The organism is Streptomyces sp. NPDC046860 (assembly GCF_040645115.1).
In the GTDB taxonomy this organism is placed as follows: Bacteria; Actinomycetota; Actinomycetes; order Streptomycetales; family Streptomycetaceae; genus Streptomyces.
In genome coordinates this window covers 174629-194492 of sequence record NZ_JBEYXQ010000011.1, presented here as the reverse complement: position 1 = coordinate 194492, position 19864 = coordinate 174629, and the positions used below count along the sequence as shown (strand labels likewise).

Here is a 19864-nt window from a genome sequence, read left to right as displayed (position 1 = left end):
CGCCGTTCGAACGTGACCTCAAACCTCGCTGTGTAAAAGGTTTTTGACAGCAGGACAAAGAAAATGCCATGCCCCCTCGTCGGGTCCCCGGCCGAGTCCCCTCGTCTCCTCCCCTCGTCTCCTCCCTTCGTCTCCTCCCTGAGACGGACCCCCGAGAACCCCCCTGTGAGGGGACGACTCCACCCGCGCCGTCGGCCTACCGTCTCTTCCGTGACCGACACGACACACACGCAGCCGATACCACCGGGCGGGACCGCGCGGCAGCGCAGCCCCGAGGCCCGGTTCGCCGCGGACGCCCTGGGCGGGCTGCGCCGGGATCTGTTCCACGACGCCTTCGCCTACCGCCCGCTGCCGCCGACGGCACCCGGCGGCCCCTTCACCCGCCGCGGCGGCGAGCGCATGAGGGAGTACGGCGCCTGGGCACCGCACGCGGTGGTCCTCACCCTCGCCGGGATGGCGGTGTTCCTCGCCGTGGCGAGCACTCAGGGCGCCGGTCTGGCCGCCCTGTTGTGCGGGCTGCTGGCCGGGGCGCCGGTGCTGCTGACCCTGGTGCGTCCGGTGGGGGCGTTCTGGGCGAGCCTCGGGGCGAACACCGTCGCCCTCGTCGTCGGCGGGGGCTCGGGCGAGTCCCCCTGGCCGCCCGGCGGTTTCCTCGCGCACCTGACGGTGCTGACGGTCGTGGCGGCCCGCACCCGGCCCCGTACGGCCGCGTGGATGTGGGGGCTGACGGCGCTCTACGGGTTCCTCGCCGACGGCCTGTTCGGCTGGGGCGACGAGTTCGGCGGGTCCGACCTGGGGCCGATGCTGTTCTTCGCCGGCGTGGCCCTGCTGATCGTCGCGGTCCGGCAGACCGTGCGGCAGGCCCGGCGCGAGGTGAGCGTCCAGCAGACGGTCACCGCGCACGAGCGCTCGCGCCGCACACTGCTGGAGGAGCGCACGACCATCGCCCGCGAGCTGCACGACGTGGTCGCCCACCACATGTCGGTGGTCGCCATCCAGGCGGAGGCGGCGCCCTACCGGGTGGAGAACCCGCCGCCGGAACTGGAGCAGGCGTTCGCCACCATCCGGGAGAACGCCGTGGCCGCCCTGACGGAGCTGCGCCGGGTCCTCGGCGTGGTCCGCGCGCAGGACTACGAGGCACCCGACGCGCCCCAGCCGACCCTCGCGGACCTGGACGGCCTGCTCGCCAATGTGCGGGAGGCCGGGCTCGGGGTCACCAAGACGGTGACGGGCGCGGTGCGCGAACTCCCGCAGGGCGTCGAGCTGTCGGCGTACCGGATCGTGCAGGAGGCGCTCAGCAACACGCTCCGGCACGCTCCCGGAGCGGACGCGGGGGTCGAGATCGGGTACGTGCTCGGCGGCCTGGGCCTGCGCGTGGTCAACGGCGCGCCGCCCGCGCCGGACCTCGTCAAGCCCTCCCCCGGCGCCGGGCACGGCATCACCGGGATGCGGGAGCGCGTCTCCATGCTGAACGGGGAGATGACGGCGGCCCCTACGGCCGGGGGCGGCTACGAGGTCGCCGTCTTCCTGCCGGTCCCGGCCGCCTCCCCCGCCGAGGGCGCGGCATGACGATCCGGGTGGTGGTCGCCGACGACCAGATGATGGTCCGCGAGGGCTTCTCGGTGCTGCTGAACGCGATGCCGGACATCGAGGTGGTCGGCGAGGCGGTCGACGGCCGGGAGGCGGTCGCGCGGGTGCGGGAACTCTCCCCGGACGTCGTGCTGATGGACATCCGCATGCCGGAGATGAACGGCATCGAGGCGACCCGGGAGATCATCGCCGCGGACGCGGCGGCGAAGGTGCTGGTGCTCACCACGTTCGACCTCGACGAGTACGTGTACCAGGCGCTGCGTGCCGGGGCCTCCGGCTTCCTGCTGAAGGACGCCTCGGCACGCCAACTGGCCGACGGTGTGCGGGTGGTGGCCTCGGGAGAGGCGCTGCTCGCGCCGACCGTCACCAAGCGGCTGATCCACGAGTTCTCCCGGCTGTCCGAGGCCCCGCGCCTGATGCCGGCCGCCCACGCGGCCTACGGCGAGCTGACCGAGCGGGAGACGGAGGTGCTGGTGCTGATCGCGCAGGGCCTGTCCAACGCGGAGATCGCCGGGCGGCTGGTGGTGGCCGACTCGACCGTGAAGACCCACGTGAGCCGCATCCTGGTGAAGCTGGGCCTGCGCGACCGCACCCAGGCCGCGGTGTTCGCGTACGAGGCGCGGCTGGTCACGCCGGGATGACGGGCGGGGCTACCAGCGCCCGGGTTCCGTCCCCACCAGCGGCTTGGAGGAGATGCCGTCCACGCCCACGGGCACGTCGCCCTGGAGCATGACCCGGTGCATGATCCGGGGGTGGCCGACGTGGGCGGTGTCGCCGGGGGCCAGGTGCACGGTGGCCCGGTTGTCCCAGAAGGCGACGCTGCCGGGCTCCCAGCGGAAGCGGACGGTGTACTCCGGCCGCACCGCCTGCTCCAGCAGCATCTCCAGCAGGGCCGCGCTCTCGGGGCGGGAGACGCCGGAGATCTGCTCCAGGTAGTAGCCGTTGACGAACAGCACCCGCTCCCCCGTCTCCGGGTGCACCCGCACCAGGGGGTGCTCGGAGGCGACCTGGTGGTCCAGCAGATGCCGCAGGTACGCGTCGTCGCCGGGCCGTGGCTGGTAGCCGACGCCGAGCCGGTGCTCGGCCCGCAGCCCGTCGGCGAAGGCCCGCACCGGGGCGGAGAGCCCGGCGTAGGCGGCGGCCAGGTTGGCCCAGGTGGTGTCGCCGCCGTAGGGCGGTACGGTCTCGGCGCGCAGGACGGTCGCGGCGGGCGGGTCGATCCGGGCGCCGTGGTCGCAGTGCCAGCCGCGCAGCAGGGTGTGCCGGCGCCGGCGCAGCCACTCCTCGTGCTCCATGCCGAAACGGCCGCCCAGTTCGAGGCGGTCGGCGGTGGTCTCCACCTCGGGGAAACCCTCCGGTGAGGCGCTCCCCCGCTTGCGGAGCACGACGGGCTCGCCGAAGCGGCGGGCGAAGGCGACGTGCCCGGCGTGGTCGAGCCGCTGGTCGCGGAAGAACACCACCTTCCAGCGCAGCATCGTCTCCCTGACCAGTGCCACGAGGGAGTCGTCGAGCGGCGCGGCGAGGTCGACTCCGGTGATCTCGGCGCCGATGTGCCCGGCGACCGGCCGCACCGTCACGCCCTCGACGCGCCCGTTCCGCTCCGCCGAGGTGCTGTCCGTGGTCATGTCCGCGCTCCCGGGGTCGTCGTACGGGCTTCAGACCGCGATCGTGCCAGCCGGACGGCGCCCTTGGCGAGCGCCGCCGGTGGCATCTGCCGTGCAAAGACAGTGCTCAGCCCTTCGCGGCCCGCAGCGCGTCCAGCGCGCGGTCGGCGTGGGTGTTCATGCGCAGTTCGCTGCGGACGACCTCCAGGACCGTGCGGTCCTGCCCGATGACGAAGGTGACGCGCTTGGTGGGTGCGAGCGAGAAGCCGCGCTTGACGCCGAAGCGTTCCCGGATCGCGCCGTCGGGGTCGGAGAGCAGCGGCATGCCGAGGGTGTGGAGGCCGGCGAACTCCTGCTGCTTCTCCACGCTGTCACCGCTGATGCCCACCGGACGCGCCCCGGCCGCGGCGAACTCGGCCGCCAGGTCCCGGAAGTGGCACGCCTCGGCCGTGCAGCCGGGGGTGAGGGCGGCCGGGTAGAAGAAGAGCACCACGGGCCCGTCGGCCAGCAGTTCCGTGAGCCGTCGTTCGGCGCCGGTCTCGTCCGGCAGCGCGAAGTCCTCGACGGTGTCGCCCACTCGCAGGCTCATGACTGTCCCTTCGGTCCACGTGCGACGCCTCGGGCCCACAGCACCAGGGGGACCTGGAGGGGCAGCCGGGCGAGGGCGGCGGCGCGCTGCGGAGCGGGCCGGTGGCGCCAGTCGACGGCCATCTTCACATTGGCGGGGAAGACCGCGACGAAGAACGCGGCCGCGGCCTTCGCGGCCAGCGGCCGGGTGGCGGGCGCGGCGACCCCGGCGGCGAGGGCGAGTTCCGCGATGCCGCTGGCGCGGGTCCATGTACGGGGGGTGCCGGGCAGCGCGCGGGGGACGAGCGGGTCGAACACCCGGGGAGCGGCGAAGTGGGCGATCCCGGCCGAGGCCAGCAGACCGGCGAGCAGCAGGGGCGAGCGTGGGGGCACGTTTTCTCCTTGGGTGGCCTGGCGCCGGACACTACCCGACGGTGGATCACCGGCGGCGCCCGGCTCCGTTCAGGGGAACCGGCGGCCGGGAGGGCGTGGCGGGGTCCGGCGCGGTCGACATCTTCTGCCGTGACCGTCGTCCCGCTGCCCCTCGTCCGCCCCATGCTCGCGACCCCCGGCACCCTGCCGCCGCCCGCCCTGGACGACCGCTGGGCGTACGAGACCAAGCAGGACGGGCAGCGGGTGATGGTGTATCTGCCGGGCGACGGGACGCTGCTGCTGCGCGCCCGCTCCGGGGAGGACATCACCGCCGCCTATCCCGAACTGGCGCCGCTGGCCGGTGCGCTCGGGGCCACGCCCGCCGTGCTGGACGGCGAGGTGCTGGCGCTGGACGCGGAGGGCCGGGCCGACTTCCAGGCGCTGCAGAACCGGATGGGCCTCGCGCACACCCCGGCCCTGGCGGCGCACCGGGCGGCCCGTTCGCCGGTCCATCTGGTCCTCTTCGACGTCCCCTACCTCTCCGGACCGCGGTGGGCGACCCCGTACGCGCGGCGCCGGGAACTGCTGACGGGGCTGGGCCTCGACGGTCCGCGCTGGTCGATGCCGGGCGCGGTGGTGGGCCATGGCGCCCAGGCGCTGCGCATGACGCGGGAGCACGGCCTGGAGGGGGTGGTGTGCAAGCGGCTGGACTCGGTGTACGAGCCGGGGACGCGCTCGCGGAACTGGGTCAAGATCCGGAACGTCCGGAGCACGGACGTGATCGTCGGCGGCTGGCTGCCCGGCAGGGGCCGTCTGTCCGGGCTGCCGGGCGCGGTGCTGGTCGGCCTGCGCGCCGGGGGACGGCTGGTGTACGCGGGCCGGGTGGGCACCGGCTGGAGCGAGGGCGAACGCGCAGAACTCGCCGCGCTGCTGACGGCCGCCGCGAGCGAGCGGTGCCCCTTCGACCCGGTGCCCCGGATTCCGGGGGCGCGCTGGGTGCTGCCCCGGCTGGTGGGCGAGGTCGGTTTCAGCACGCGGACACGGGCGGGGCTGCTGCGCCAGCCGAGCTGGCTGCGGCTGCGCCCGGACCTCACCCCGGAGGAGTCGGCGGCGGATCTGCCGGATGTTCCCTGAGCGGCGCGGGCGAGACGGCTGACAGGATTTCACCTGTGTGACAGGTGGGACGGCTTCACAGCGAGCCCTTCGACCGGGATGCTGAACTGCCCTGTCCCCCAACGCAGTTGGAGATTGAAGTGGGTTCGTCCACGTCCCGCCGACGGCGCGGCAGATGGCTCGCCACGCTCACCGGCGCCGCCACGTTCGTGATCGCCTTCCCGGCCGTCGCCTTCGCCGCTCCCCCGCTCGCCCTGCCGGTCAACGCCACGGCCGAGGAGCTGAGGTACCAGCCCGCGTTCGACTACGACACCGACGGCTGCTACTCGACGCCCGCGATAGGCACCGACGGCACGGTCAACCCCGGCCTGAACCCGACCGGCGCGCTCAACGGCAACTGCCGTGACGCCTCGGACCTGGACAACACCAACGGCTACTCGCGGGCCAAGTGCAACAACGGCTGGTGCGGTTATCTCTACGGCCTGTACTTCGAGAAGGACCAGGCGCTGCCCGGCAGCAGCCTCGGCGGCCACCGCAACGACTGGGAGCACGTGGTGGTGTGGGTGCAGGACGGGCAGACACGGTACGTGTCGACGTCCAACCACGGCTCCTTCACCGTGCACCCGGTCTCCGAGGTCCGCTTCGAGGGCACGCACGCCAAGGTCGTCTACCACAAGGACGGCATCAGCACGCACTGCTTCCGGCTGGCCAACGGCAATGACGAGCCGCCGGAGAACCACAAGCACACCTGGCAGTACCCGGCGCTGGTCGGCTGGGACGGCTATCCGCCCGGCCTGCGCGACAAGTTGAGCACCTACGACTTCGGCAGCGCCAACTTCGGCCTGAAGGACGCGAGCTTCGCCTCGCACCTGGCGTCGGCGAAGCCGTCGGGAATCCCCTTCGACCCGAACGCCTGACCCGCGCGGCCGGCCCGGCGCCCGTCAGGCGGTGCCGGGTTCGGCGCGCCCCTCCAGGTACGCGGTGAGCTGGTGCGCCAGGCTTTCCGGCCCGGTCGCCGCGGCGGTGGCCACCTGGGCCGTCTCGGTGAGTCCGATGCCGCCGGCCCACAGCCTGCGGTCGGTCCACTCGTCGTCCACCCGCAGATGGACCTGGACGTCCACGTGGGTGAGCGCGGACTCGGCGGCCGCCGCGTGCACGACGGCGGTGGCGCGGCGCAGCGGGTACACGTCGAAGCCCTCGATGAACTGGGAGTTCCGCCAGTCGATGAAGGCGCCCTCTCCGTCGGCGCCGACCCGGATGTCGATCTGACCGTCCTCCAGCTGGACGGCGCAGGGGCGGGTGCCCCGGTTCTCGATCGTCACCCTGACGCTGAAGTACGTCAGCCCGGCAGCGGCGTCGTCGCGTCCCCGAGGCGGCTCGGCCGTCTCCAGACGGTGGACGCGGACCCGCAGACCGGCGTGCTCGCCGCATTCCTGCCAGTCACCGACCACGTTCGGCTCGTACACAGTGCCCCTCTCGACCATCCGCGAGCTGCTGTCTATCCGTGTGCTCAGCACACTGTCAAATGAGCGGAATGCCACATGGGCGGGCGGTTCGCCCGCTTCGCTCGGTGATCAAGCCGTGCCCAGGAGAAACCGTCCGGGGGCACGCGCCGGCCGCGCTCGCACGCGTGCCGCACATCACTCCGGGCGACCGCCTCTCACGGCCCGCGTCCATGGAGCCACCCAGTCCAAAACCGGGTCAAGACCGACACGGGTTTCGTCCCTTATTGGCATGTTTGTTTGTTTTTGCCGCACACTGGGGAGGAGGGACTGCAGTGCCCACGGTGTGCCTGTCGCCCCAGCCCGCGAGAGAAGTGCACGCGATGTCTGTAACTGGCAGCACGAAAACCCACCCTCACGACGACGCCCCCGACACGGCCCTCGCCTTCGAGCGGCTCGCCGCTCTGCCCCGGGGTCCCGAGCGCCGGGCGCTCCGGGACGAGCTGGTGCGGCTGTGGCTGCCCATGGCCGAGCGGATCGCGGTCCGGTTCCGCGGCCGCGGCGAGTCCCTGGAGGATCTGTACCAGGTCGCCGCCCTGGGCCTGGTGAAGGCCGTGGACCACTACGACCCGGAGCGCGGCCGCGCCTTCGAGGCGTACGCGGTGCCCACGATCACCGGGGAGATCAAGCGCCACTTCAGGGACCACATGTGGACCCTGCACGTGCCGCGCCGGGTGCAGGACCTGCGCAACCGGGTCCGCAGCGCGGGCAAGGAACTGGCGCAGACCATTCCGGGCCGTCCGCCCACCGTCGCCGAGCTGGCGGCGCACACCCGGCTCACCGAGGACGAGGTGCGCACCGGCATGGAGGCGCTGGAGTGCTTCTCCGCGCTCTCCCTGGACGCCGACGTGGCGGGGACGGACGGATACGCCCTCGGGGACTCGCTCGGCGAGCCCGATCCGGGCTTCGACCTGGTGGTGGACCGGGCCGCCGTCAAGCCGTGTCTCGCGGCCCTGCCCGAGCGTGAGCGCACCATCCTCTACCTGCGGTTCTTCCGCGGGATGACGCAGAGCGGGATCGCGGAGCAGCTCGGAATATCGCAGATGCACGTGTCCCGGCTGCTGAGCGGCTGCTTCGACCGGCTGCGCGAGGAACTGCTCACCGAGAGCGGCTGAGCCGCCCCTCTACCACTGAACCTTCACTCTTTCGGGCGAGAGCCGCCCACCTTCGTGACACCCCGGACGCGCTGCGTGGCCATGGGCCGGCACCGCACATCAGGGCCCTTCCCGGGGGTAGTCGGCAGGCAGCCGACCCCCTTCCGGCCGGACACTGGTCGAGACCGGTGGCCGCCGGGCCCCGAGAGCAGGACGCGACCGTGATGAACCACGACACATCCGTCAGCGGTGGACCGAGGCGGAAGAAGGACGCCGTCTCGACGCACTCCGTCTTCGGCGCCCCCTGCTGGGTGAGCCTGACCAGCCGCGACCTGAGCGCCACCGAGGACTTCTACAGCGCCGTGCTGGGCTGGCGCTGGCGCGGCGCCAAGCTCGGCGACCACTTCCGCATCGCCCTCGCGGACGGTGTCCCGGTCGCCGGGATCGCCGCGGTCGCCGGGATGTGGCAGACGGCGGTGGCCTGGACGCCGTACTTCGCCGTCCCGGACGCCGACACTGCGGTGGCGAGAGTCCGCGAGCGGGGCGGCACCGCCGCGGTGGGCCCGCTGTCCTTCCCGCCCGGCCGCGGCGCGCTGCTCGCCGACCGGGACGGGGCGACCTTCGGCGTCTGGCAGGGCGAGCTGTTCTCCGACTGGGAGTCCTGGCAGCGCTCCGCCCCCGCCTTCATCCGCCTGCACACCCGCAACGCCTTCGACTCCGCGATCTTCTACGGCGAGGTCCTGGACTGGGCCACCGGGAAGCCGGGCTGCTGCGAGGTCGAGTACGAGGGCGGCGAGGTGGTGCTGCGCAGCCAGGGCAAGGTGGTGGCGCGCATCGACTCCGGCGCGGTGGAGGCGGCCCCGGACCCCTCGGTGCGGCCGCACTGGCAGATCCACTTCTCGGTGGAGGACGTGGCGCGCTGTGCCCGCAGCGCGGAGAAGCACGGCGGCAGTGTGCTGAGCGAGAGCGAGCGGGAAGCGGTCCTGCGGGACCCGGACGGCGCCCAGTTCACGGTGACCTCCCGCGACCCGCGCTGACGGCGGACCAGGACGGCCCGAACGGACCCGACAGACCTGACAGACCAGGGCGCCCACCGGATTCCGGTGGGCGCCCTGGCCGTGTGCCGGGTGCCGCTCAGCCGTCGCGGGACAGCCGGGACAGCAGGATCAGGCTCCGGGACTCGACCCTGAGCCGGGTGCCCGCCTTGCGTTCGCGCTCGTCGGGGACGCCCTCGGGGTCGGCGGTGTCGATCAGGGTGGTCCAGCGCTCTCCGTAGGACGCGGCGGGCAGCCGGAAGTCGACGGGCTCCCAGTAGCCGTTCAGCAGCAGCAGGAAGGAGTCGTCGACGACCCGGCGGCCGTAGGCGTCGTGCTCGGCGATGGCATCGCCGTTGAGGAAGACGCCCACCGAGTGCGCGTCGCCGCGCCGCCAGTCCTGGTCGGTCATCTCGCGCGCGTCGGGCCGCAGCCAGCTCAGGTCGGGCAGCGGTTGCTTGCGCTTGGCCGGGCGCTCGCCCCTGAAGAACCGGCGCCGGCGCAGCACGGGGTGCTCGGCGCGCAGGCCGATCAGACGCCGCGTGAAGGCGGCCAGGGCGCGCTGCTCGGGGTTGAGGTCCCAGTCGATCCAGGAGACCTCGTTGTCCTGGCAGTAGGCGTTGTTGTTGCCGCCCTGGGTACGGCCGAGTTCGTCGCCGTGGCCGAGCATCGGGATGCCCTGGCTGAGCAGCAGGGTGGCGAGCAGGTTGCGCTGCTGGCGGGAGCGCAGTTCGAGCACGGCCGGGACGTCGGTGTCGCCCTCGGCGCCGCAGTTCCAGGACCGGTTGTCGCTCTCGCCGTCCCGGTTGCCCTCGCCGTTGGCCTCGTTGTGCTTGTCGTTGTACGACACGAGGTCGCGCAGGGTGAAACCGTCGTGCGCGGTGACGAAGTTGACGCTGGCCCGGGGCCTGCGGTTGCTGGCCTGGTAGAGGTCGGAGGAGCCGGTGAGCCGGGAGGCGAACTCGCCGAGCGAGCCGGGTTCGGCCCGCCAGAAGTCCCGTACGGCGTCCCGGTACTTGCCGTTCCACTCCGACCAGAGCTGGGGGAAGTTGCCGACCTGGTAGCCGCCCTCGCCCAGGTCCCACGGCTCGGCGATGAGCTTGACGCGGCTGATCACCGGGTCCTGCTGGATGAGGTCGAAGAACGCCGAGAGCCGGTCCACCTCGTGGAACTGCCGGGCCAGGGTGGCCGCGAGGTCGAAGCGGAACCCGTCGACGTGCATCTCGGTGACCCAGTACCGCAGCGAGTCCATGATGAGCTGGAGCACGTACGGGTGCCGCATGAGCAGGCTGTTGCCGGTGCCGGTGGTGTCGTAGTAGTGCGCCCAGTCGCCGTCGACCAGGCGGTAGTACGAGGCGTTGTCGATGCCGCGGAAGGAGAGGGTTGGGCCCATCTCGTTGCCCTCGGCGGTGTGGTTGTAGACCACGTCGAGGATGACTTCCAGGCCGGCCGCGTGCAGCGCCTTCACCATGGCCTTGAACTCGTTGACCTGCTGGCCGCGCGAGCCGAGGGCGGCGTAGGCGTTGTGCGGGGCGAAGAAGCCGATGGTGTTGTAGCCCCAGTAGTTCGACAGGCCCCGGTCCCGCAGCACACCGTCCTGCGCGAACTGGTGCACCGGCATCAGCTCGACGGCGGTGACACCGAGCGAGGTCAGGTGCTCGACGACCGCGGGGTGCGCCAGCCCGGCGTAGGTGCCGCGCAGCCGCTCCGGCACGTCGGGGTGGGTCGCGGTCAGGCCGCGCACGTGGGTCTCGTAGATGACGGACTCGGAGTAGGGGCGGCCCGGCGGGCGGTCGTCGCCCCAGTCGAAGTAGGGGTCGGTGACGACGCCCAGCATCGAGTGCCCGGCGCTGTCGGCGGGCGCCGGGCCGTGCGGGTCCCGCTCGTACAGCGAGAGGTCGTTGTCCGTCTGGCCGTCTATGGCCCGCGCGTAGGGGTCGAGCAGCAGCTTGGCCGGGTTGCAGCGGTGGCCGAGGGAGGGCTGCCAGGGCCCGTGCACCCGGTAGCCGTACCGCTGGCCGGGGCCGACATCGGGCAGATACCCGTGCCAGACGAAGCCGTCGACCTCATGGAGGGGGACGGGCGTCTCGGCGCCCGCGTCGTCGACGAGGACCAGCTCGACGCGTTCGGCGACCTCGCTGAACAGCGCGAAGTTGGTGCCCTGACCGTCGTAGGAGGCGCCCAACGGATAGGGGTGCCCGCTCCACACGGGCACCCCTTTCCGGGACTTCCTGGCCGTCACCGGGCGCCCACCAGGGCGCCCGTCGGCACTTCGGCGACCCTTTCGGGCACCGGGGCCGCGCGGGGTACGCCCAGCATCCGGCGGATGTGCGGCGAGGGAGCGGTCGGGACCAGCGGGACCCGCTGGTCGGCACGGGCACGCTGCGAGAACCAGATGATCCTGGCTCCGGTCTCCGTGGCGCAGCAGCCCCATCCGTCGCTCATGGCAGCGAGATCCGCGAGGCAGGCGCCCAGACCCTCGTCCGGGCACAGGTCGCGGTCACCGCCGCCGACGGCGGTGATGAGGTGCTGGCCGTTCCACCACATCTCGATGGAGGTGGTGGCGGCGGTGGCGTGCTGGTCGATGGCGCGCAGCAGAAGTTCGGTGCCGCGGCGGACCGGGTCCACGAGATTGTCGAGGTCCCAGTGACTGAGGTGGGCGGCCAGGATGCGGCTGACCTGTCCCACCCGTTCCGGGCTGACTTCCACGTCGAGGTGGTAGTAGCGGGGCACTGCGGTCTCCATTGTCGCTTGCTCCTCACCGGCGAAGCTCCCGACTCCACGGTCGCCCGGCGGGATCACCGGACACTCAGCGTGAACATCAGTCGCTTCTGAGTCACCATCCACGATGCGGCTGCTACGCCATTCGTGCAACACGAGCACCACGGACGGCGGGATGGTTGAAGAACCAACAGGACGGAGTGTATTTACACGTGCACCATGAGTGAAAGCCTCGATCGCCGTAACGGTGCCGCGCCCTCCCGTGCGCGGACGCCACCCGATCGCCGGGAACGCGACCGGTCGAGGGCCGGAAGGTGAAGGGGACCATGCTGCTACCCGCCAAGGCCGAAGTGGCCCGGCAGTTGCGGCGTTACCGGGCGTGGGAGCGCGTGATGCTCGCCTCGCCCCACGACCGCACGGTCCGGAGCACCTTCGAGGACTCGGGCTACACGTTGTGCGTGCTGATGGGAAAACGCTGCGCCAGGGAGGCGGCGGACGCCGCCGAGCGGTATCTGCGCTCGACCCCGGCCGGTTACTTGAGCGAGCAGGACGGGCGGCCGCAGCCCGGCCGGACGGCGCGACGCGCGCAGTCACCGGAGCGGCGATCCACGGCGCCAAGCCCCTGACCTGGCACCGTACATGGCGTTCCCCTACGGGACGGCACCTGCCGGCCCGTATCCAGGACCGCGAAGCCGGGCCCCGTGTGCCCGGCTTCGCGCACGGCGGAGGTGAGATCCATGCGCAGGACCCCGGCCATCGGCCGCGTACCGGTACGTGATGTCCGGCCGGCCGTCGAGTGCGGCAGGCGCCCGGCGAAGGCGGTGGCCGGGGAAACGTTCCGCGTGACCGCGACCGTGTTCCGTGAGGGACATGACGCGGTGGGCGCCAACGTGGTCCTGCGCGGCCCCAAGGGCCGGCGCGGCCCGTGGACCCCGATGCGCGAGGTGTCGCCCGGCAGCGACGTGTGGGGCGCCGACATCACCCCGGACGCCACCGGCCGCTGGACCTACCGGGTGGAGGCGTGGTCCGATCCGGTCGCCACCTGGCGGCACGCGGCCGGCATCAAGATCCCGGCGGGGATCGACACCGGTCTGGTGCTGGAGGAGGGCGCGGAACTCTACGAGCGCGCCGCCGCCGGAGCGCCGAAGGGCCCGGAGCGCGACCTTGTGCTGGCCGCCGCCCACGCCCTCGGTGACGACACCCTCTCGGTGAACGACCGTCTCAAGGACGCCCTGGGCGCGGAGGTCGGGGCGGTCCTCGCCCGGTACCCGCTGCGGGACCTCGTGACCGCGTCCGACCCGATGCCGTTGCTGGTGGAACGGGAGCGGGCGCTGTACGGCTCCTGGTACGAGTTCTTCCCGCGCTCCGAGGGCACCCTCGACCGGCCGCACGGCACGTTCCGTACGGCGGCGAAGCGGCTTGAGGCGATCGCGGAGATGGGCTTCGACGTGGTCTACCTCCCGCCGATCCACCCGATCGGGACCACGCACCGCAAGGGCCGCAACAACACCCTCACCGCCACCCCCGACGACGTCGGCGTGCCCTGGGCGATCGGCTCGCCCGAAGGCGGCCACGACGCCGTCCACCCCGACCTGGGAACGCTGGAGGACTTCGACTTCTTCGTGGACCGGGCCCGCGCCCTGGGCCTGGAGATCGCGCTGGACTTCGCCCTCCAGTGCTCCCCGGACCACCCCTGGGTGGAGAAGCACCCGCAGTGGTTCCACCACCGCCCCGACGGCACCATCGCCTACGCGGAGAACCCGCCGAAGAAGTACCAGGACATCTACCCGGTCGCCTTCGACGCCGACATGGACGGCCTGGTCGACGAGACCGTCCGCGTCCTGCGGCACTGGATGGACCACGGGGTCCGCATCTTCCGCGTCGACAACCCGCACACCAAGCCCGTCGTGTTCTGGGAGCGCGTCATCGGCGAGATCAACCGCGCCGACCCCGACGTCATCTTCCTGGCCGAGGCGTTCACCCGCCCCGCGATGATGCACACCCTCGCCCAGATCGGCTTCCAGCAGTCCTACACCTACTTCACCTGGCGCAACAGCAAACAGGAACTGACGGAGTACCTCACCGAACTGTCCGGGGAGGCGGCCGCCTACATGCGGCCCAACTTCTTCGCCAACACCCCCGACATCCTTCCCGGCTACCTCCAGCACGGCGGGCGCGCCGCCTTCGAGATCCGTGCCGTCCTCGCGGCCACACTCTCTCCCGCCTGGGGCATCTACAGCGGCTACGAACTCTGCGAGAACCAGGCGCTGAGGCCGGGCGGCGAGGACTACCTGAACTCCGAGAAGTACCAGCTCGAACCGCGGGACTGGGAGGCGGCCGCCCGCGAGGGCCGGACCATCGCGCCCCTCATCACCAGCCTCAACGACATCCGCCGCCGGCACCCCGCACTGCACCACCTGCGCAACCTCAGCTTCCACCACACCGACAACGACTCCGTGCTCGCCTACAGCAAGACCACCGGCGAGGACACGGTCCTCGTGGTCGTCAATCTCGACCCGTACCACACCCAGGAGGCCACGGTCTCGCTGGACCTGCCGAAACTCGGCCTGGACCGGAACGACGCCCTGTCCGTGCACGACGAGCTGACGGGCGAGACCTACCACTGGGGCGGCGCCAACTACGTGTGCCTCAGCCCCGGCCGCGCCCCCGCGCACGTGCTGCGCGTCGAGCGGGCGACGTCTCAGATCGGAGGGCCTTCAGCGTCATGACCGTCAACGAACCCGTGCCGGACACCTTCGAGGACACTCCGGCCAAGGACCGGGACCCCGAGTGGTTCAAGCGTGCCGTCTTCTACGAAGTGCTGGTCCGCTCCTTCCATGACAGCGACGGCGACGGTATCGGCGATCTGAAGGGGCTGACCGCCAAGCTCGACTATCTCCAGTGGCTCGGCGTGGACTGCCTGTGGCTCCCGCCGTTCTTCAAGTCGCCCTTGCGAGACGGCGGTTACGACGTCGCCGACTACACCTCGGTCCTTCCCGAGTTCGGCGACCTGGCCGACTTCGTGGAGTTCGTGGACGCCGCCCACCAGCGGGGCATGCGGGTCATCATCGACTTCGTCATGAACCACACCAGCGACCAGCACCCGTGGTTCCAGGAGTCCCGCGCCAACCCCGACGGCCCCTACGGCGACTACTACATGTGGGCCGACGACGACAAGCAGTACCAGGACGCCCGGATCATCTTCGTCGACACCGAGGTCTCCAACTGGACCTTCGACCCGGTGCGCGGACAGTACTTCTTCCACCGCTTCTTCTCGCACCAGCCGGACCTGAACTACGAGAACCCGGCAGTGCAGGAGGAGATCCTGGCGGCCCTGCGGTTCTGGCTCGACCTCGGCATCGACGGGTTCCGGCTCGACGCGGTCCCGTACCTGTACGCGGAGGAGGGCACCAACTGCGAGAACCTGCCCGCCTCGCACGCCTTCCTGAAGCGCGTCCGGAGCGAGATCGACGCCCAGTACCCGGACACCGTACTGCTGGCGGAGGCCAACCAGTGGCCCGAGGACGTGGTCGACTACTTCGGCGACTACTCCACCGGCGGCGACGAATGCCACATGGCGTTCCACTTCCCGGTCATGCCCCGCATCTTCATGGCCGTCCGCCGCGAGTCCCGCTACCCGGTCTCCGAGATCCTCGCCAAGACCCCCGCCATCCCCACCAACTGCCAGTGGGGCATCTTCCTGCGCAACCACGACGAGCTGACCCTCGAAATGGTCACCGACGAGGAACGCGACTACATGTGGGCCGAATACGCGAAAGACCCGCGTATGCGCGCCAACATCGGCATCCGTCGCAGGCTCGCCCCCCTGCTCGACAACGACCGCAACCAGATCGAGCTGTTCACCGCACTCCTGCTCTCCCTGCCCGGCTCGCCGATCCTCTACTACGGCGACGAGATCGGCATGGGCGACAACATCTGGCTCGGCGACCGCGACGCCGTCCGCACCCCCATGCAGTGGACACCCGACCGCAACGCCGGCTTCTCCTCCTGCGACCCCGGCCGCCTCTTCCTCCCCACGATCATGGACCCCGTCCACGGCTACCAGGTCACCAACGTCGAAGCGTCGATGTCCTCCCCGTCCAGCCTCCTGCACTGGACCCGCCGCATGATCGAGATCCGCAAACAGAACCCCGCCTTCGGACTCGGGTCCTACACCGAGCTGACGTCCTCCAACCCGGCGGTACTCGCCTTCCTGCGCGAGTACGAGGACGACCTCGTGGTCTGCGTGCACAATTTCTCCCGGTTTGCGCAGCCCACCGAGCTCGACCTGCGGGCCTTCGACGGGCGGCACCCGGTGGAGCTGATCGGCGGGGTGAAGTTCCCGGCGATCGGTGAGCTGCCGTATCTGCTGACCCTCGCGGGCCACGGCTTCTACTGGTTCCGGCTCACCCGACCCGCATCCCGCATCGGCCGCCGCCGCTGAGCGCCCGGCGCCGAGGAAAGGACGCGTCACCATGCCGAAGACCATCACCCTCAGCCCCCCGGCGACGACCGGCGTCGACGGGCTCCTGACCTCGCTGGGCGCCCTGTTGCGCGAATGGCTGCCCCGGCAGCGCTGGTTCGCGGGCAAGGACCGGCCGGTCACCGACCTGTCGGTGCTGTCCGTCACCGAACTGTTCCCGGGCTGCCTGCACCTGCTGGTGAACGCCTCGCACGCGCCGGTGCCCACGCCCGGCGGCACTCCCCCGCCCGGCGACTGCTACCAGCTCCTGCTGGACCTGCGCGAGCGGCCCACGCCCGGCCTGGAACGCGCCCTGATCGGACGGGCCGAGCACGGCCCGCTGGCCGGACTCGCCGTGTACGACGCGCTGCACGACCCGCGCTGCGCGCACCTGCTGCTGGAGCGGCTGCGGCGGCCGGGCAAGGCCGGGCCGCTGCGCTTCGAGACGGACGGGGCCGCCGGCGTGCCCGGCGCGCTCACGCCCCGGCTGCTGACCACCGAGCAGTCCAACTCCTCGATCGTGTACGGCGATTCCTACATCCTGAAGGTGTTCCGCCGCATCCAGCCGGGCGTCAACCCGGACCTGGAGGTGCCGCAGGCGCTCGCCGCCGAGGGCTGCGCGCGGGTGCCCGCGCCGGTGGCGTGGTTCTGCACCACCGCGCCCCGCCCGGCCACGCTGGGGGTGCTCCAGCCGTTCCTGCCGGACGCGATCGACGGCTGGGAGCTGGCGCTGCGGGCGCTGGCCCGGGGCGACGACTTCACCGCCGAGGCGAGCGAGCTGGGCGGCGCCATGGCCGAGGTGCACCTCGCGCTGGCCGGGGCGTTCCCGGCGGCCTGCGGGGACGACAACGAGGCCACGGCCGAGGCGATGTGCGCCCGGCTGGACGCGGCCGTGCGGGCGGTGCCGGGGCTGCGGCCCTATGTGCCGGGGCTGCGGGCCGCGTTCGGGGCGCTGGCGGTGCGCGACTCCGGTCCGGCCGCCCAGCGCGTCCACGGCGATCTGCACCTCGGGCAGGTGCTGCGCGCCGGGCACGACTGGTTCGTCATCGACTTCGAGGGCGAACCCTCCCGTCCGCTCGCCGAGCGGCGGACAGCGCAGTCACCGGTGCGTGACATCGCCGGGATGCTGCGCTCCTTCGACTACGCGGCCCGGCAGCGCCGCCCCTGGCGCCCCGAGTGGGCGAGCCGCTGCCGGGAGGCATTCTGCGCGGGCTACGCGGCCCGCGCCGGCTGGGACCCACGCAAGGAGCACGCGCTGCTGCGCGCGCACGAGACGGACAGGGCGGTGTACGAGGTGCTGTACGAGGCGAGACACCGGCCGGACTGGCTTCCGGTCCCGATGGCGGCCATCGAGCGGCTCGCCGAATGGGGAGGCTGAACGACATGGCACTGCGCGACACTTCGCTGCCCGAGCCGTCGGGTCCCGCCCACGCTCCGGCCGTCGTCCTCGAAGGCGAGGAGCGCGGCCGTCTGCTGGGCGGCGCGCATCACGACCCGCACGCCCTGCTGGGCGCCCACCCGGTGCCCGGCGGTGTGCTGTTCCGGGCCCTGCGCCCGAACGCGCTCGGCGTGAGCGTCCTGGCCGACGGGGTGCGCTCGCCGCTCGCCTCGGAGGGCGACGGCCTGTTCTCCGCCGTGCTGCCGTACCCGGAGATCCCCGCCTACGAGCTGGTGGTGGCGTACACGGAGGGCGCGGACGGCGAGCGGACGGTGCACGACCCGTACCGCTTCGCGCCCGCGCTCGGCGAGCTGGACCTGCACCTGATCCGTGAGGGCCGGCACGAGCAGCTCTGGAAGGCGCTCGGCGCCGAGCCGATGACCCACGAGGGTGTCGAGGGCACCCGGTTCACCGTGTGGGCGCCGAACGCCCAGGGGGTGCGGCTGGCCGGGGACTTCACGTTCTGGGACGGCACGCAGTACCCGATGCGCTCGCTGGGCGCGTCCGGGGTGTGGGAGGTGTTCCTGCCGGGGATCGGCGAGGGCACCCGGTACAAGTTCGAGATCACCTCCCGGTACGGCCACCGCTTCCTGAAGGCGGACCCGATGGCCCGGCTCACGGAGGTCCCGCCGGACACCGCGTCCGTCGTCACGTCCTCGCGGTACGCGTGGAGCGACGCGGAGTGGATGGCGCACCGCGGTAACACCCCCGTGCACCAGGCGCCGCTGTCGGTGTACGAGGTGCATCTGCCGTCCTGGCGGCCGGGGCTGACCTACCGCGAGCTGGCGGAGGAGCTGCCCGCGTACGTCAAGGACCTGGGCTTCACGCATGTGGAGCTGATGCCGGTGGCCGGGCACCCGTTCAGCGGGTCGTGGGGCTACCAGGTCACCTCGTACTACGCGCCGACCCCGCGGCTGGGCTCGCCGGACGACTTCAAGTTCCTGGTGGACGCGCTGCACCGGGCGGGAATCGGCGTGATCATGGACTGGGTGCCGGCCCACTTCCCCAAGGACGACTGGGCGCTGGCGCGCTTCGACGGGGACCCGCTGTACGAGCCCGGGGACTCCCGGCGGGCCGAGCACCCGGACTGGGGGACGTACGAGTTCGACTTCGGCCGGACCGAGGTGCGCAACTTCCTGGTCGCCAACGCCGTGTACTGGTGCGAGGAGTTCCACATCGACGGCCTGCGCGTGGACGCGGTCGCCTCGATGCTCTACCTCGACTACTCACGCGACTCCGGGCAGTGGGCGCCGAACGTCTTCGGCGGCCGCGAGGACCTGGACGCGGTCGCCTTCCTCCAGGAGATGAACGCGACCGTCTACCGGCGCTGCCCGGGCGTGGTGACCATCGCCGAGGAGTCCACGGCGTGGGAGGGCGTGACCCGGCCGACCGAGAGCGGCGGCCTCGGGTTCGGGCTGAAGTGGAACATGGGCTGGATGCACGACTCGCTGGAGTACGTGCAGAAGGAGCCGGTGCACCGCAAGTACCACCACCACGACATGACGTTCTCGATGGTGTACGCGTACAGCGAGAACTACGTCCTGCCCATCTCCCACGACGAGGTCGTGCACGGCAAGCAGGCGCTGGTGTCGAAGATGCCGGGCGACTGGTGGCAGCGCCGCGCGAACCACCGGGCGTACCTCGGCTTCATGTGGGCCCATCCCGGCAAGCAGCTCCTCTTCATGGGGCAGGAGTTCGCCCAGGGCGCCGAGTGGTCGGAGAAGCACGGGCCCGAATGGTGGCTGCTCGCCGACGACTACCACTCGGCGGCCGGCCACCTGGGCGTGCGGGACCTGGTGCGGGACCTGAACACGGTGTACCGGGACGCGCCGGCCCTGTGGCAGCGGGACACCGACCCGGGCGGCTTCCAGTGGTCCATGTGCGACGCGGCCGACGACAACGTCTTCGCGTTCGTCCGGTACGCCGAGGACGGCACGCCCCTGCTGGCGGTGTCGAACTTCTCGCCGGTGGTCCGGGAGGACTACCGCCTGTGGGCGCCCGAGCAGGTGCCCGCCTGGCAGGAGGCGCTCAACACCGACGCGGTCCGCTACGGCGGCAGCGGCGTTCCGGTGGGTGACGCGGGCAAGCTGTGTCCGGAGGAGGGCGGGCTGCGTCTGACGCTGCCGCCGCTCGCCACGGTGTGGCTCACGCCCGCCCGCTGAGCCCGCCGTACCGGCGCCAGGCGAAGGGGCGGCCGGAGGTCCTCGCGACCTCCGGCCGCCCCTCTCCGCGTGCGGGGGGCCGGGCCGATATCCGCACGGAACGGCGGCACCCGGGACCCACCGGACATCCGCAGGTCATCAGGGGATCACGACTTTCTCCTTCCCCACACCGAACCCGCTTCCCCGCGCTACATTCGTGCACCGC

17 protein-coding genes are annotated in these 19864 nt (G+C 71.9%); 11 read left to right on the top strand and 6 right to left on the bottom strand.

Annotation, left to right across the window (positions count from 1 at the left end; translation table 11 throughout):
* The first annotated feature begins 210 nt into the window (after positions 1 to 210).
* Together ABZ898_RS18405 and ABZ898_RS18400 are read left to right on the top strand one after the other, a co-directional pair.
* Positions 211 to 1569: a histidine kinase gene (locus ABZ898_RS18405; RefSeq protein WP_361659405.1), complete on the top strand. Its 1359-nt coding sequence runs from the start codon at positions 211 to 213 to the stop codon at positions 1567 to 1569.
* Complete coding sequence (locus ABZ898_RS18400; protein ID WP_361659402.1) at positions 1566 to 2231, top strand: response regulator transcription factor; 666 nt, start codon at positions 1566 to 1568, stop codon at positions 2229 to 2231. The genes ABZ898_RS18405 and ABZ898_RS18400 overlap by 4 nt, the downstream gene beginning before the upstream one ends.
* Positions 2232 to 2240: 9 nt before the next feature.
* Here the strand turns inward: ABZ898_RS18400 and ABZ898_RS18395 are convergent, their stop codons facing one another.
* The 3 genes from ABZ898_RS18395 to ABZ898_RS18385 all read right to left on the bottom strand — a co-directional run bounded on the left by ABZ898_RS18395 (position 2241) and on the right by ABZ898_RS18385 (position 4154).
* A complete protein-coding gene (locus ABZ898_RS18395; protein WP_361659398.1) occupies positions 2241 to 3215 on the bottom strand; it encodes a TauD/TfdA family dioxygenase in 975 nt (324 codons plus the stop codon).
* A 106-nt stretch (positions 3216 to 3321) separates the two neighbouring features.
* The gene (locus tag ABZ898_RS18390) at positions 3322 to 3783 is read right to left on the bottom strand and encodes a peroxiredoxin (protein WP_361659395.1); all 462 of its coding nucleotides are present in this window, start codon (positions 3781 to 3783) and stop codon (positions 3322 to 3324) included.
* Positions 3780 to 4154, bottom strand: a complete 375-nt coding sequence (locus tag ABZ898_RS18385; RefSeq protein ID WP_361659392.1) for a hypothetical protein — start codon at positions 4152 to 4154, stop codon at positions 3780 to 3782. Before ABZ898_RS18385 ends, ABZ898_RS18390 begins: the two co-directional genes overlap by 4 nt.
* A 162-nt stretch (positions 4155 to 4316) precedes the next feature.
* On the opposite strand from ABZ898_RS18385, the gene ABZ898_RS18380 reads away from it, so the two are divergent.
* Together ABZ898_RS18380 and ABZ898_RS18375 are read left to right on the top strand one after the other, a co-directional pair.
* Positions 4317 to 5267, top strand: a complete 951-nt coding sequence (locus ABZ898_RS18380) for an ATP-dependent DNA ligase (protein ID WP_361659557.1) — start codon at positions 4317 to 4319, stop codon at positions 5265 to 5267.
* Positions 5268 to 5386: 119 nt separating this feature from the next.
* Complete coding sequence (locus ABZ898_RS18375) at positions 5387 to 6163, top strand: NPP1 family protein (protein ID WP_361659389.1); 777 nt, start codon at positions 5387 to 5389, stop codon at positions 6161 to 6163.
* A 24-nt stretch (positions 6164 to 6187) separates the two neighbouring features.
* Here ABZ898_RS18375 and ABZ898_RS18370 read toward each other — a convergent pair whose 3' ends face one another.
* Entirely contained in the window at positions 6188 to 6712 is a 525-nt protein-coding gene (locus ABZ898_RS18370; RefSeq protein ID WP_361659386.1) for a hypothetical protein, read from the bottom strand.
* Positions 6713 to 7071: 359 nt separating this feature from the next.
* Between ABZ898_RS18370 and ABZ898_RS18365 the strand changes: the two genes are divergently transcribed.
* Positions 7072 to 7863, top strand: coding sequence for an RNA polymerase sigma factor SigF (locus ABZ898_RS18365; protein ID WP_361659383.1), 792 nt, complete (start codon positions 7072 to 7074; stop codon positions 7861 to 7863).
* A 203-nt stretch (positions 7864 to 8066) separates the two neighbouring features.
* A complete protein-coding gene (locus ABZ898_RS18360) occupies positions 8067 to 8879 on the top strand; it encodes a VOC family protein (RefSeq protein WP_361659381.1) in 813 nt (270 codons plus the stop codon).
* 97 nt (positions 8880 to 8976) lie between these two features.
* On the opposite strand, the gene glgX is transcribed toward ABZ898_RS18360, so the two are convergent.
* Entirely contained in the window at positions 8977 to 11091 is a 2115-nt protein-coding gene (gene glgX / locus ABZ898_RS18355) for a glycogen debranching protein GlgX (RefSeq protein WP_361659379.1), read from the bottom strand.
* 23 nt (positions 11092 to 11114) lie between these two features.
* A complete protein-coding gene (locus tag ABZ898_RS18350; protein WP_361659376.1) occupies positions 11115 to 11621 on the bottom strand; it encodes a pep a2 in 507 nt (168 codons plus the stop codon).
* A gap of 302 nt (positions 11622 to 11923) precedes the next feature.
* Between ABZ898_RS18350 and ABZ898_RS18345 the strand changes: the two genes are divergently transcribed.
* The 5 genes from ABZ898_RS18345 to glgB all read left to right on the top strand — a co-directional run bounded on the left by ABZ898_RS18345 (position 11924) and on the right by glgB (position 19659).
* A complete protein-coding gene (locus ABZ898_RS18345; protein WP_361659373.1) occupies positions 11924 to 12223 on the top strand; it encodes a DUF5133 domain-containing protein in 300 nt (99 codons plus the stop codon).
* A gap of 111 nt (positions 12224 to 12334) precedes the next feature.
* Positions 12335 to 14326: an alpha-1,4-glucan--maltose-1-phosphate maltosyltransferase gene (locus ABZ898_RS18340; RefSeq protein ID WP_361659370.1), complete on the top strand. Its 1992-nt coding sequence runs from the start codon at positions 12335 to 12337 to the stop codon at positions 14324 to 14326.
* Positions 14323 to 16041, top strand: a complete 1719-nt coding sequence (treS, locus tag ABZ898_RS18335; protein WP_361659367.1) for a maltose alpha-D-glucosyltransferase — start codon at positions 14323 to 14325, stop codon at positions 16039 to 16041. The genes ABZ898_RS18340 and treS overlap by 4 nt, the downstream gene beginning before the upstream one ends.
* 31 nt (positions 16042 to 16072) lie before the next feature.
* Positions 16073 to 17437 (top strand): maltokinase, encoded by a 1365-nt coding sequence (locus ABZ898_RS18330; RefSeq protein ID WP_361659364.1) that lies wholly within the window; start codon positions 16073 to 16075, stop codon positions 17435 to 17437.
* Between the two features lie 5 nt (positions 17438 to 17442).
* Positions 17443 to 19659, top strand: coding sequence for a 1,4-alpha-glucan branching enzyme (gene glgB / locus ABZ898_RS18325; protein ID WP_361659361.1), 2217 nt, complete (start codon positions 17443 to 17445; stop codon positions 19657 to 19659).
* Positions 19660 to 19864 lie beyond the last annotated feature (205 nt).